This window comes from Streptomyces sp. NPDC111744 (genome assembly GCF_055634995.1).
Genome location: NZ_JBVKCG010000001.1, coordinates 44,206 through 58,096, shown reverse-complemented (window position 1 = coordinate 58,096; position 13,891 = coordinate 44,206). Strand labels below are relative to the sequence as shown.

Sequence of the window (13,891 nt, the reverse complement as noted above, 5' to 3'; positions counted from 1 at the left end):
GATACGGGTGGAAAGGTGTACGGCATGGGGGTGCTGGAGTGTCTACGACCGGTGACCCTTTCCGCCAGTTCATCGTGAAGGTGCACGGCCGCTGTAACCTGGCCTGCACCTACTGCTACCTCTACGAGGGCCCGGACCGCACCTGGCGCACCCGCCCCGCCACCGCCCCGCCCGCCGTCCTGGACCGCACCGCCGACCGTATCGGCGAACACGCCCGTACCCATGCCCTGACCACGGTCTCCCTGGTCCTGCACGGTGGGGAACCCCTGCTGGCGGGCGCCGACACCCTCGCCCGCTTCACCGAGGCCGTACGCGCGCGCGTGCCCGCGGGCTGCACGGTCCGCCCCACCGTCCAGACCAACGCCACCCTCCTCACCGAGGACCGGCTGAGCGTCCTGGCCCGGCACGGCATCCAGATCGGCATCAGCCTCGACGGCGGCCGCGCCGAGCACAACGCGCGCCGGGTCGACCACGCCGGCCGCCCGTCCTGGCCCGCCGCGGTACGCGGGGCGCGACTGCTCGCCGACCGCTTCCCGGAGTCGTACGCCGGCCTCCTGACCGTCGTCGACCCCACGCTGGACCCGGTGGAGACCTACGACTCCCTGCTCGAACTCGGCCCGCCGGCACTGGACCTGCTCCTCCCGCACGGCAACTGGTCTTCCCCTCCGCCACACGGGAAGGGCATCCGTTATGGCGACTGGCTCTGCGCTGTCTTCGACCGCTGGTGGTCGGCCGGGCGGCGGGAGACCCGGGTGCGGCTCTTCGAGGAGTGTCTGGCCCTGCTGCTGGGGCTGCCGGCAGCCACCGAATCCCTTGGACTGGCCCCCTTCGACGCGCTCGTCGTGGAGACGGACGGGTCGATCGAGCAGGTCGACTCGCTGAAGTCGGCGTACGAGGGTGCCGCGCGGACGGGTCTTGACGTCTTCCGGCACGCTTTCGACGAGGCGTTACGGCACCCAGGGGTCGCCGCACGGCAGGCGGGCCCCGCGGCCCTCGCCGACGACTGCCGGTCCTGCCCGCTGCTGGCCGTGTGCGGCGGCGGCCACTACGCCCACCGGTACCGGGCCGGGCACGGCTTTCGCAATCCCTCGGTGTACTGCGCCGACCTGGAGCGTTTCATCCGGCATGTGGCCGGCCGGCTCGCCACGGACGCGGCACCGGCGTCGGCCTCTCGTGAAGGGGGCACCCCGTGATATTTCCGGCGGTCCCGGAGGCGGCCCTCGCCGAACTCGGGCGCACGCAGGGCGGCGTGGACACGCTCGGCCTGCTGGTCCGGGACCAGGACACCCGGCGGCTGCTCCTGGTGCGCGCGGTGCTGGACGCGGCGGAGGACGCGGACCCGGCGCTCTGCCCGCCGACGGCGAAAGCGCGGCTGAGGGAGGACTGGGCGTTGCTGGCGGAGGCGGACCGGTCCGCCGGCCCGGACTCCCCGGCTCGGGCGGCTGCCCCCAGCTCCCCGGCGCGGACCAGGCTCGGCCATCCGTTGCTCGGTCCCTGGGCCCGCCGCTGCCTGACCGGCCTCGACCCGCGCACCGGCCCGCCGACCGACGCACAGCACCGCGAAGTCGCCCTCGACCTGGCCTACTTCAGCGCCGTGGCGGCGGTGGCCGCGGCTCGCGCCGGTATTCCGTTCGCCGTAGACCTGACGGCCCGCGATGGCATTCTGGTCCTGCCGTCGCTCGGCGCGCTGCGCATGGCGGAGGGCGGCGACGCAAGGGTTCACGTGACGTACAGTCAGGGCCGGATGACGCTCGATCAGGTGACCGTGTTCCTGGAGAACGACAACGGCGCATGGTCCGGTTCGCTCGCCTGGACGACGTCATACGCGCTCCCGGGCCTGGTCCCCGGTGCCGCGCTCATGCCTCTGGACGACCTCGACCCCTACCGCGTCCCACCACGCGAACCTGACCAGTACGCGCTCAGCGGCCCGGCGGGCCCGGACGACGCCGAACGCAAGCGGTGGCTGCACAGCTGGTCCGGCACGGCCGCCGCACTCCGCACGGGCGGCGAGGGCCGGCTCACGGAGGCGCTCGCGCTGCTGCGCTGTCTGATCCCGCTGGAGATGCCGCCGGGCGCGGACGGCAGGGGCAGTTGCAGCGGAACCCGGCGCGAGGCGTTCGGGGCGTTGCTCAGCAGCGCTCCGGCGACCGCGGTGGCCTTCGCCGCGACCCTCGTCCACGAACTCCAGCACACCAAACTGGCGGCGCTGAGCGAGATGGTGGAGCTGCACCGGGCGGGACCGGCGGCCCGGTACTTCGCCCCCTGGCGCCCGGACCCGAGGCCGTACGACGGACTGTTGCAGGGTGCGTACTCTCATCTCGCGCTCGCGGACTTCTTCCAGCGCCGGGCGCTCACGGTGGAGTCGGCGCGGAGCGAGAGCGCATGGGCGCAATACGCGCGCTACCACGCCCAGGTCGGGGCCGCGCTGCCCGCGCTGGTCGCCTCCTCGGACCTCACGGCGGTGGGCCGGCGGTTCGTGGACGAGATGGCCGCCGCCCATGAACGGCTCGCCGCGCATCCTGCGCCCCGGGGGCACACGGCGCGCGCGCAGGCGTACGTGAAGGCGGTGCGTGCGCTGTGGACACAGCGGCAGCCTCGTAGCGAATCGCGCTGAAATGACGACTTACCAGGCCCCGCTGCGTAAAGATCGACGAGCCGAAGTGTTGGTTTCGAAGTCGCCGGACTCCCTAGAGCCGCACCGAGGTTCTAGGATTTTATGACTACGCGTGGAGGCCGTCGCATGTCTGAAACTGGTACGCCGGACAGGCCGACCGAGAGGGGGGCCGCGAGGCAGACGGTCACGATCAGCTTCGCCGGGTTCAACCGGGCCTGGGCGGCGTGGATCGGGGACAGGCTGGAGCGGCGGGGTATCCGGGTCTCCTACGTACGGTGGGACTCCCCGGCGGAGGAGACCCTGGTCGACCTGCTGCGCGGCCTCGCGCTCGCGGAGGGCCGGATCCTGATCCTGGTCAGTGAGCGGTACTTCCAGCTGGGCCCCCGGAGCTTCGAGGAGTGGAACGCGGCACTGGGCGAGGTGGTCGGGCCGGATCCGTCCAAGTTCGCGGCGGTCTCGGTCACCAACACGCCCGTGCCCTCGGCCATCGCGGTGCTGGGTCCGGTCGACCTGACCAACATGGGCGAGGACGAGGCGGAACGGCGTCTGCTGGACCGGCTGGACCTGCCCACCGCGCCACTGCCCGAGCCGGCCGACGGCAAGCGCCGCGGACCGCGGTTCCCCGCCGCGATGCCCGAGGTGTGGGGTGCTGTGCCGCGGCGCAACACCCGCTTCACGGGCCGCGAGCCGCTGCTGAACGACGCGTACCACCTGCTCCAGGGCAGCGAGCAGGGCGCGGGCGTCCTCACGCTGCACGGCATGCCCGGGGTGGGCAAGACCCAGCTGGCCGCCGAGTACGTCTACCGGTTCGGTTCCGAGTACGACGTGGTGTGGTGGGTCAACGCCGAGAGCCGTGTCACCTATCGCCGCGTCCTGGCCGAACTCGCTCCAAAGCTGAAGCTGTCCACGGGCGACGAGTACGGCGAGCGCCTCCGCGCTGTCCGGGACTCCCTCCGCCGGGGCAACCCCTACTCCCGCTGGCTGCTCATCCTGGACGGTGCCGACGAGCCCGACCAGGTCTGGGACCTGGTACCCACCGGCCCGGGGCATGTGATCATCACCTCCCGCAACCCGGAGTGGGGCGAGCACAACAGCAAGCTGCTGGAAGTGAACGTCTACGACCGTGACGAGTCGGTCGCCTTCATCAGGCGCCGCGCGCCTCGGCTGACCGAGCAGGAGTCCGACCAGCTCGCCGAGGCGCTGGAGGATCTGCCGTTGCTGCTGGACCAGACGGCGGGCTGGCTCAACGACTCCGATCTCTCCGTCGACGACTACATCGCCCTGCTGGAGGACGGAGTCGACCCGGACGTCGTCAAGGTCTCTGCGGACTTCCCGCTGGCCTTCCAGACCGCGTGGGCGATACTGCTGAACAAGCTCCGCGAGACCGTGCCGGCGTCGGTCGACCTGCTGCGCCTGTGCACCTTCTTCGCGCCGGGCTTTATCCCGGTACGCATGCTGAGGGAGATGTCGAACGACGACCTCCCGGAGCAGTTGATCAGCCTGTTCGACGATCCGCTGCTGTGGAACAAGGCGATCAACCAGTTGCGGCAGTACTCCGTGGTCCGGCTGGAGTCCCACGAGGTCGGTTCGGAGGAGACTCCGTCCCCCGGTGAGTCGGTGTACCTGCACCGGATGGTCCACCAGATCGTCGGCAAGGACATGCCTGAGGAGAGCCGGCGGGAGTTCATCGACGTGGTACGGCGGGCACTGGCCGAGGCGGACCCCGGGCGTCCGACCGACACCCGCAACTGGCAGGCGTACGCGGAGCTCGTGCCGCATCTGAAGTACGCCGATGTCCTCAACAGCACGGACCGCAGGGTCCAGCTCCTCGTCCTCAACTGCCTGCGGTACATGTGGTGGGCGGGTGAGTACACCTCGGGCTGGAAACTCGGCAGGAGGACCGTCAACGCGTGGCGCGAACTGCTCGGCGAATCGCATCCGCGGGTCTGGGAGGCCACGCATCACTACGCCAACCTGCTGCGGTCGGCCGGGCGGTTCGCGGAGACCGAGGTGATCGACCGGGCGGCCATGGAGGACTTGCGCCGAGAGCGCGGCGACGCGGACCTGGACCACCTTCGCGCGGCCAACGGCCTCGGGGCCGACCTGCGCGAACTGGGTCGCTACGAAGAGGCGCTTGAGCTGGACAACTGGCTGTACCCGGCCTATCGGAGGCTCGTCGGCGAGCAGGACTCCCGGACCCTCAGCGCCCTGAACAACAAGGGTTACACCCTGCGGCTGCTCGGCCGGTACGAGGAGGCCAGGAAGGCCGACCAGGAGACGCTGGAGGCGCGCCGTTTGGTGCTGACGGGCCGCCACCTCATGACGCTCTTCTCCGAGGTGTCCTACTCCATCGACCTGAGACTGCTGGGCCGCTACGCGGAAGCCGAGTCCATTCAGGCCAAGAACGTACGCGAGTACGGGTACGTCGGGGGCAAGGGAACCCCCGACGTGCTGCGGGCCGAACACAACTTGGCCCTCTGCCAGTTGCGCAGCGGGGACCGCACCTCGGCGGGGGCGCTGCTCACCAAGGTGCTGGAGGGTTACGAACGCATGCTGGGCGAAACCAACCTCCATACTGTGTCAGCTGCCGTCAGCCACAGCTGCTTCAACCGCGAACACGGTGACATCGACCTGGCCCGCGAGACCAGCGAATCCGTGCTGACCCGGTACGAGGAGCTGCTGCCGGGGGGGCACCCGTTCATCATCGGCGCCCGGGCGAACCAGGCGCTCGTCCTGCGCAACGTCGGCGAGCGGGACGCCGCACACGTCCTGATCGAGCAGGCACTGGCGGACATGGCCGAGGCCGTCGGCGAGAGCCACCCCTACACCCTCGGCTGCGCCATCAACGCCTCCGCCCTGCGCAACCTCGTCGGCGAGACGGAGTCCGCCGCCGAGCTGAGCAGGATCACCATCGCACGGGCCACCGAGACCCTCGGCCGCACCCACCCACTCACCCTGTCCGCCCGTGTCGCCTACGCGGCCGACCTGCGTGGACTGCGCTCCCGCCAGCAGGCCGAGAAGGCCGAGCAGGAAGCCCTGGCCGACCTGGAGTCCACCCTGGGCAAGCAGCACGTCCACACCATCTCCGCCCGCGCCCGCAACCGCCCGTACTGGGACTTCGAACCCCAGGCCACCTGACGCCCGCGGCGCTTCCCCGGCGCGCATAAACTCCGCCCGCCGGGGAAGGAGTCGGGTCCAACATGCCTGCGACACACGTGAGTTCATTCAGGGGGACGTGTGGTGATCCTGGTCGGGCCCGAGCCGGACGGCGCGGACGGACCCATACCCATCGAGGTCGAGACTGAGCTGCGGCCGGCCTCCCACGACGATCTCGACCTGGTCTACGGCGACGAGGCCACCCGGGACGGACCCGCCCAGCGTGTTGTCCAGGTCGCCCGTGACGCCTACACCGATGCTCTCGACCTGGCCCGCCGGTGTGCCACCCAGGCGGTCCGGCGGTTCGGGGAACTGGGTGAGGAAGCCCGGCCCGACGAGATCGAGATTCAGCTCGCGATCAAGGTGGACGCCGGAGTAGCCGCCCTGGTCAGGAGCGGGGCGGAGGCCCAGCTCCAGGTCACCTTCCGGTGGCGCACCGGAGCGGGAGCCGCTTCATGAGCCGGGCCGCGAAAGCCGTCCACATCCTGCCGTACGCGCGGGTCGTGGGGCAGGAGGAGCTGAAGCTGGCACTCCAGCTCAACCACATCGTGCCGCGCATCGGCGGGGTGCTGATCGCGGGCCCGCGCGGCACCGCCAAATCCACGCTCGTCCGGGCATTCGCGCTGATGGCGCACGGCGAACTCCCGGTCACGCTGCCCATCAACGCTACTGACGACCGCGTCCTCGGCGGCTGGGACCTCGACGCGCTGATCCGCGGCGAGGCCCGCCCGCAGCCGGGCCTGCTGGAGGAGGCGGACGGCAAGGGGCTGCTGTACGTGGACGAGGTCAACCTCCTCGACGACCACCTGGTCAACATCATCCTCGACGTCGTCTCCACCGGGGTGCTGTCCGTACAGCGCGAGGGCCTCGACACCGCGAAGCACCTCTCGTTCGGTCTGGTCGGCACCATGAACCCGGAGGAGGGCGGGCTACGGCCCCAACTGCTCGACCGCTTCGGTCTGATGGTCATCGCCGGGCAGCTGGACGCGGACGCCCGTAGGCGCATGCTCCGGACCGTGCTCGACTTCGATCAGGAACTGACCAAGGAGAAGTCCGACTGGCTGGCCGTGGCCGAGAAGGCCGACACGGACGTCAAGGAGCGTCTGAGGGCGGCCCGCAGCCGGGCGCCGTACGTCCACGTGCCCGACGAGGTCCTGCGGCTGTGCGCCGCGGCGGCGGAGCGGGTGGACGCCGTCGGGCAGCGTGGCGAGATCGTCGCGATGCTGGCAGCCCGTGCCCTGGCAGCGCTGGAGGGAGCGGACGAGGTCGGGCCCGAACACCTGCGGAGGGTCCTGCCCATGGCGCTGAGGCACCGCAGACCGGAAACGGTGCACGGTGCCGTGTTCGACTGGGGGCCCGACGACGACGCCCAGTTCGGGGACCTCTTCGGGACGGGCTGAGGGCGGACCATGGCCACCGACGGGATCCGCGCGGATCCGGACGACCTCACTGCGAGGCTCACCCTCGCGCTGACCTGCGCTGCCTCCGACCCCGCGCTGTCCGGCGTCCTCCTCTTCGACCTGGAACCCCGGCTGATCGATCCGGTCGCACGCCTCTTCGCCGGCATCCTGGGAGGCACCGGGGCCTCGGTCATGCTGGGCGCGAGCGGTCGCGACGAGGACCTCTGGACCCGCGCCCGGCTCCACCGCGCACGCGACGGCGTCACCTTCCGCATCGAGCCGGGGCCGCTGATAGAGGGCGACGGCCGCTCAGGACCGCCACCCCTGGTCGTGGTGCCCGATCTGGCCCGGCTCAGCGTCGCCGGCATGCGCGCGGCCGTACAACTGCTGGGCGCCGACGTGGCCGTGGTCGAGCACACCGGTCTGAGTCACACGGCCCGCCCCCGGGCCCGCTGGCTGGCGGCCTGTCCGTCCGTCGACGCCGGACGACTCAGCCCCCACCTGTTGGACAGGTTCGCCGTACGGCTGTCCGTGGCCGGTCTCACGCTTCCATTGCCGGACGCAGGCGCAGTCGCCTGCGATGCCGCACCCTCCGTGACGGTGACCGACGATGCTCTCGACCGCGTACGCACACTCCTCGGCCCCGCCTTCAGTGTCCGCAGAGAACTCGCCCTGGCCCGCCTCGCCCGTGCCGTCGCGGCGCTGCACGGCGAGCGCACGGCGGGGCCCGCACACTGCGACGCGGCGGCCCGGCTGATGGGCCTGACGGTGCCGGACACCCCGCGGCTCACCTCCCCGGACCTCGGCCCGAGCGCGCCCCCGCCGCCGACCGGACGGCTCCGCACCTCGCCACCGCGCAGCACCGCCGACGAGGGCGTTCCGGGGCGAGAACCCACCCTGCCGGCGCTGCCGCTCCTCGAAACGGAGCCCGCGGAGCCGATCGGCAGGACTCCCGACGGCACCCCCGTCGTACTCGCCACCCCCTTCCCGGAGGACGTGTCGGAGGAGCTCCGCGACTTCGCGCCGTTGCGCAGCCCCTGGCAGCGGTCTGTGGGCCCCGCCTCGGCGCGCGGCGCGGTCATCGGCACCCGGCGCGCCGGGAACCTGCGCGACCTCGCTCATGTTCGTACGGTCCGCGAAGCCGCCGTGCACCAACGACTGCGCCGCACCGAACGGTTCACCATCTCGCCGGTCGACCTGCACAGCCATGTCCGGGCCGGTGCCCCCGAACGCATGCTGGTGCTGGTCCTGGACCACACCTGCCGGGACGACGACTGGGACTGGCAGGACGCGCTGACCCCGTTCCTGCAATGGGCCTACACCGAACGGGCCGCCGTACAGACGATCGAGGTCGGCGGCGCGTGGGCCGCCGACGAACTGCGAGCTGAGTCCTTCTCGGCCCGCAGCGTCCTGGACCCGCGCGTACTCGCTTCCCTGTACCGGCAGTCGGGCCGGGCCACCCCGCTCGCCCATGGCATCGAGGAGGCCTTTCGGGTGCTGCGGCGGGCCTTCCGCCAGCACGGCAACGGGCTCGCCGAGGCCTGGGTGGTCGTGGTCACCGACGGCCGGGGCAACGTTCCGCTGAGCGTCAGCCACGGCGAGCGGCCCCCGTGCGAGGTGGGCGCGGCCGGCATCACGGACGCTCTGGAGACGGCGAGGCGGATCGCGTCCATGGACCGGACCCGGGTGCACACGGCCGTGGTGGACCCGGCCCCGGCGGCCTACGGGCATCTGCCGGGCCGGCTTGCCGACGCGCTGGGCGGGATGGTGGTCGAGGGGCGCGCCCTCCTGCACGACGAGGGGGACCGGGATGATCGGTGAACAGCCGCGTGCCCCCCGCTGGATGGCGGAGGCCGGCAGCGCCGTACGCCGTGTCGGACTGCCGGGGCTGAAGGCGGCGGTGCGCCGGGAGAACACCTCCGTGCTGCATCTGCGCCGGTCCGAGGAGCCGACGGCCGGACTCGGCAGGACGGACGCCCGGCCGGGCGTCCGGCTGCCGGAGAGCTTCGCACTCCTGCGGGTGCAGCGCAGCCACACCCGTGATGGCCGGGACGGATACCGGCTGCATGGCTGGTGCGGCTCGCTCAAGGTCAGCTGTGCGCCCGGACCGACCCGGCTGACCGCCCCCGGCGTCAGCCTCGGCACCCTCAGGCGCGGCGACGGCGAGTTCCCCTCGGAGGTCCTGCGGGCCGTCCTGCACTGGTCGGACAACCAGCGAGCGCTCGCCCACTGGATCAATCAGGCCCGGGGACGGTACGGGGCGCAGCTGCGCCTCATCATCTGGGACGACACCGGGTACGAACTGCCGTGGGAGCTCTTCCGGCTGCCCGACGAACCGGAACTCGGCCTGACGGGAGGCCTGCTGGGCGCCCTGGTCGCGGTTTCGCGGTGGACCACCGTCTACGACACCGGGTACGACCTGCCGCGCGAGACCGGCGCGTTCCAAGGTGGCGTCCTCGCCTATCTGCACCGGGACATGGAACGCGATCACATCGCCCTCAAGCCCTACGTCCCACGGCCGCACAAGGAGATCACCCCGTTCCTCAGGGCCCTCGACGCCGGCACGGACCGGACCGGCCTCGTCTACATGGGCTGCCACGGCGAGTACGGCCACACCGTCACCCGACTGCAACTGGCGGGACGGACCTGGGCCGAGTTCAACGGCGAGCAGATGTACCTGCTGCGCAGGGACCACTCCCTGGTCTGTCTCAACGCCTGCCACTCCGGCCGCTTCGTCGACAACAGGGCGCAGGGCGAGGAGGCGTTACGGGGGTTCGCCGAACTGTTCCTGCGCAAGGGGGCGGGTGGCTGCATCGTCACGGCGGGAGCGATCGGGGATCCGGAAGCGCGGGCGATGGTGCACCGTCTGGTACGAGAGGTCACCGCCAGCTCGCAGCAGCCGCTCACCGAGAAGCTGAAGGCGTTCCGGGCCGACGCCGTGCAGGAGTTCGGCGGCCTGGCCGCCATCCCGAACGTCCGCAACGACGACGGAGAGGTCGACGCCCTCGGTCAGAAGCGGGTGCTACGCCTCCTCTACGCCTTCATGTTCCACTACTACGGGCACCCGCTCACCACGCTGCGACTCGTCGACCACGACGAAGGACGGAGCATCGGAGGAGGATGAACGGCCGCGCCGCACAGGAGGGTACGGAAGCCCTGGGCGCCGACGAGGCTCCCCTGCTGATCGAGCCTGTCGTCGCGTGGCCGCGCGAGGCCGAGACCGACTGCGACTACCTGGTCACCGTCGACCTGCGCGGTCCGCTCCAGGCCGGGGATGGCACAGAGCCGAACTGGCCTTGGTCGGACGAGGAGTTCACCTTCTCGGTCGCCCTGGAGGGCGCCTCGCTCTTTGTGTGCGCCGCCCTCGACGAACCCGTCGTCGTACTCCACCGGTTCGGTGGCACATACGGCCCGGCACGTTTCGCCGTGTCGACGGGGAGCGAGCCGGGGACGGCGTCGCTCTGGCTGACGATCAGCAACCAGTGGGGCGTGCCAGTGCGCAAGGTGGAACTGCGCTCGGAGATCCAGGGACGTGAGCCCGACCGAGTACCGAAGGCTCGGCCGGTCCGGGAACAGCCGGCGATCCGGTTCGAGGAGGAAGGGCCGAGGACACCGTCAGGTGACCGGGACCGGCGCGGCTTCCGCGGAGTGCTGTCACGCCTGCTCGGAGGGGACGGGGCTAACGAACAGTCCGGCGGTGAGGTTCTGCCAAAAGCGCCCTCGCCGCCCCGACGGGCCGAACGAGACGTACAGGCTGGACGCGACATGGTCACGATCAGCTTCGCCGGGTTCAACCGGGCCTGGGCGGCGTGGATCGGGGACAGGCTGGAGCGGCGGGGTATCCGGGTCTCCTACGTACGGTGGGACTCCAAGGCGGAGGAGACCCTGGTCGACCTGCTGCGCGGCCTCGCGCTCGCGGAGGGCCGGATCCTGATCCTGGTCAGTGAGCGGTACTTCCAGCTCGGCTCCCGAACCTTCGAGGAGTGGAACGCGGCACTGGGCGAGGTCGTCGCGCCGGACCCCGCCAAGTTTGCCGCCGTCTCTGTCACCAACACGGCCGTCCCCGCCGCCGTCGCCGTACTGGCACCGGTCGACCTGACCAACACGGGCGCCGACGAGGCGGAACGGCGCCTGCTGGACCGGCTGGACCTGCCCACCGCACCACTGCCCGAGCCGGCCGACGGCTCCCGCTTCCCCGCCGCGATGCCCGAGGTGTGGGGCGGTGTGCCGCGCCGCAACACCCGCTTCACCGGCCGCGAGTCACTCATCGACGACGCCCACCGCATGTTGCAGGAGAGCGCGCCAGGTGCAGGGGTCCTCACCCTCTTCGGCATGTCAGGGGTGGGTAAAACCCAGCTGGCCGCCGAGTACGTGTACCGGTTCGGCTCCGAGTACGACGTGGTGTGGTGGGTCAACGCGGAGAGCAGGGTGACCTACCGCCGTCTGCTGGCCGAACTCGCACCGAAACTCGGTCTGTCCACGGGTGACGAGTACGGGGAGCGGCTGCGCGCGGTGCGGGAGGCGCTGCGCAGGGGCGAGCCGTTCTCCCGCTGGCTGCTGATCCTGGACGGCGCGAACGAACCGGACCAGATCTCGGACCTGGTCCCGACCGGCCCCGGACATCTGATCATTACCTCTCTCTCTCCCGAGTGGGGCGAGCACAACAGCGGCCTCCTGGACGTGTCCGTCTACACGCGGGACGAGTCGGTCGCCTTCCTCCGCCGCCGCGCGCCCCGATTGACCTGGACGGAGGCCGACCGACTCGCCGAGGCGTTGGAAGACCTGCCCTTGCTCCTGGACCAGACCGCCGGCTGGCTGAATGACTCCGGCCTGTCCGTCGACGAGTACATCGCACTGCTGGAGGACGGCCTTTACGACGACGTCGTCGAGGTGTCCCAGGACTTCCCGGTGGCCTTTCGAACCGCATGGTCGATCCTGTTGAACAAGCTGCACGAGACCGTCCCGGAGTCGGTCGATCTCCTCCGGCTGTGCACGTTCTTCTCGCCGGGCTTCATCCCGGTGGGCATGCTGCGGGCGATGTCGCACGATGACTTGCCTGAGCACCTCGTCGGGCTGTTCGACGACCCCTTGCTCTGGAACAAGGCCATCAACCAACTGCGGCAGTATTCCGTGGTACGTCTGGAGATGCACGAACCGCTGTCCGACGAGTCACTCCGGTCCGGAGATTCGGTGTACATGCACCGGATGGTCCATCTGATCGTCCACCAGGACATGACAGCGGACCAACTGCGTTCGTACGGGGATGTGGTGCGGCGCGCACTGGCCGAGGCCGACCCCGGCCGTCCGACCGACACTCGGAACTGGAGCACGTACGCGGAGATCGTGCCCCATCTGTGGCATGCGGACGGTGTGCGCAGCAAGGAGCCCAGGGTGCAGAACCTGGTGCTCAACTCGCTGCGCTACATGTGGTTCGCCGGCGAGTACGCGGAAGGCGTCGAACTCGGGCGCGAGGCCCTTGAGGTCTGGCGCGAGCTGCTGGGCGAGTCGCATCCGCGGGTCTGGGAAGTGACATACCACTACGCCAACCTGCTGCGTGGGGCGGGGCGGTTCGCGGAGACCGAGAGACTGGACCGGGCGTCCATGGAGCACCTGCGCCGGGAGCGCGGGGAGCCGGGCCTGGACTTGGACTATCTGCGGGCGGCCAACGGGCTGGGGGCCGACTTGTGGGGCCAAGCCCGCTACGGCGAGGCTCTGGAACTGTACGAGTGGCTCTACCCTGCCTACCGGGAGCTCGTGGGCGACCAGGACTCCCGAACTCTCAACGCCCTGAACAACCTGGGCTTCGTACATCGGTTGCTCGGCAGGTACGAAGACGCCCGGAGGGCCGACCAGAAGACCCTGGAACAACGGCGCTCAGTGCTGACGGGCCGGCATCTGTTGACACTGTTCTCCGAGGTCTCCTACTCCATCGACCTGAGGCTGCTGGGCCGCTACACGGAGGCCGAGTCCATTCAGCTGCGGAACGTCCGCGAGTACCAGATGGTCGCCGGCAAGGGCAATCCGGACGCGTTGCGCGCCGAGCACAACCTGGCGCTGTGCCGGCTTCGCAACGGTGACCGTGCCGAGGCGGGGGTACTGCTCACCCGGGTGTTGGAGGGGTACGAGCGCAAACTGGGCGAGAGCAATCTCCGTACACTGTCCGCGGCCGTTAGCCACAGCTGCTTCAACCGCGAGCACGGGGACATCGACCTGGCCCGCGAAACCAGCGAGTTCGCGCTCTCTCAGTACGAGCAACTGCTCCCGGAGGGGCACCCGTTCATCATCGGCGCCCGGGCGAACCAGGCCCTGATCCTGCGCAACGTCGGAGAGCGCGGGCACGCCCGCAGACTGATCGAGCAGGCCCTGGCCGACATGACCGAGGCCGTCGGCGAGAGCCACCCCTACACCCTGGGCTGCGCCATCAACGCCTCAGCGCTGCGCAACCTCGTCGGGGAGACCGAGTCCGCCGCGGAACTGAGCAGGACCACCCTCGCCCGCGCCACCGGGACCCTCGGCCGCACCCACCCGCTGACCCTGTCCGCCCACGTCGCCTACGCGGCTGACCTGCGCGGAGTGCGCCTCCGCCAACAGGCCGAGCAGGTCGAGCAGGAGGCGCTGTCGGGCCTGGCCTTCGCCCTGGGCCCCCAGCACGTCCACACCATCTCCGCCCGGGCCCGCAACCGCCCGTACTGGGACTTCGAACCCCAGGCCAGCTGAAGCC

Annotated in this window: 8 protein-coding genes; all 8 read left to right on the top strand. The window is 70.7% G+C overall.

Translation table 11 applies throughout. The features are described from left to right. The first annotated feature begins 38 nt into the window (after positions 1-38). Entirely contained in the window at positions 39-1,193 is a 1,155-nt protein-coding gene (locus ACZ7OO_RS00250; RefSeq protein WP_471499950.1) for an FxsB family cyclophane-forming radical SAM/SPASM peptide maturase, read from the top strand. Beyond that, entirely contained in the window at positions 1,193-2,614 is a 1,422-nt protein-coding gene (locus tag ACZ7OO_RS00245) for an aKG-HExxH-type peptide beta-hydroxylase (protein WP_471501200.1), read from the top strand. The genes ACZ7OO_RS00250 and ACZ7OO_RS00245 overlap by 1 nt, the downstream gene beginning before the upstream one ends. A 126-nt stretch (positions 2,615-2,740) precedes the next feature. Further along, on the top strand, positions 2,741-5,752 hold the full coding sequence (fxsT, locus tag ACZ7OO_RS00240; RefSeq protein ID WP_471499948.1) for an FxSxx-COOH system tetratricopeptide repeat protein: 3,012 nt from the start codon (positions 2,741-2,743) through the stop codon (positions 5,750-5,752). Positions 5,753-5,851: 99 nt separating this feature from the next. After that, positions 5,852-6,229 (top strand): CU044_2847 family protein, encoded by a 378-nt coding sequence (locus ACZ7OO_RS00235; RefSeq protein WP_471499946.1) that lies wholly within the window; start codon positions 5,852-5,854, stop codon positions 6,227-6,229. Then, positions 6,226-7,170, top strand: coding sequence for an AAA family ATPase (locus tag ACZ7OO_RS00230; protein WP_471499944.1), 945 nt, complete (start codon positions 6,226-6,228; stop codon positions 7,168-7,170). Before ACZ7OO_RS00235 ends, ACZ7OO_RS00230 begins: the two co-directional genes overlap by 4 nt. A 9-nt stretch (positions 7,171-7,179) precedes the next feature. Then, on the top strand, positions 7,180-8,991 hold the full coding sequence (locus ACZ7OO_RS00225) for a magnesium chelatase (protein WP_471499942.1): 1,812 nt from the start codon (positions 7,180-7,182) through the stop codon (positions 8,989-8,991). Continuing rightward, a complete protein-coding gene (locus ACZ7OO_RS00220) occupies positions 8,981-10,294 on the top strand; it encodes a CHAT domain-containing protein (RefSeq protein WP_471499940.1) in 1,314 nt (437 codons plus the stop codon). Before ACZ7OO_RS00225 ends, ACZ7OO_RS00220 begins: the two co-directional genes overlap by 11 nt. Then, on the top strand, positions 10,291-13,887 hold the full coding sequence (gene fxsT / locus ACZ7OO_RS00215) for an FxSxx-COOH system tetratricopeptide repeat protein (protein WP_471499938.1): 3,597 nt from the start codon (positions 10,291-10,293) through the stop codon (positions 13,885-13,887). Before ACZ7OO_RS00220 ends, fxsT (ACZ7OO_RS00215) begins: the two co-directional genes overlap by 4 nt. The last annotated feature ends 4 nt before the right edge of the window (positions 13,888-13,891 follow it).

What these genes read in the sequence shown, in the direction of transcription:
- fxsT (WP_471499948.1), top strand. Translation starts at nt 2,741, where the DNA reads ATGTCTGAAACTGGTACGCCGGACAGGCCGACCGAGAGGGGGGCCGCG.
- ACZ7OO_RS00230 (WP_471499944.1), top strand. Translation starts at nt 6,226, where the DNA reads ATGAGCCGGGCCGCGAAAGCCGTCCACATCCTGCCGTACGCGCGGGTC.
- ACZ7OO_RS00225 (WP_471499942.1), top strand. Translation starts at nt 7,180, where the DNA reads ATGGCCACCGACGGGATCCGCGCGGATCCGGACGACCTCACTGCGAGG.
- ACZ7OO_RS00220 (WP_471499940.1), top strand. Translation starts at nt 8,981, where the DNA reads ATGATCGGTGAACAGCCGCGTGCCCCCCGCTGGATGGCGGAGGCCGGC.
- fxsT (WP_471499938.1), top strand. Translation starts at nt 10,291, where the DNA reads ATGAACGGCCGCGCCGCACAGGAGGGTACGGAAGCCCTGGGCGCCGAC.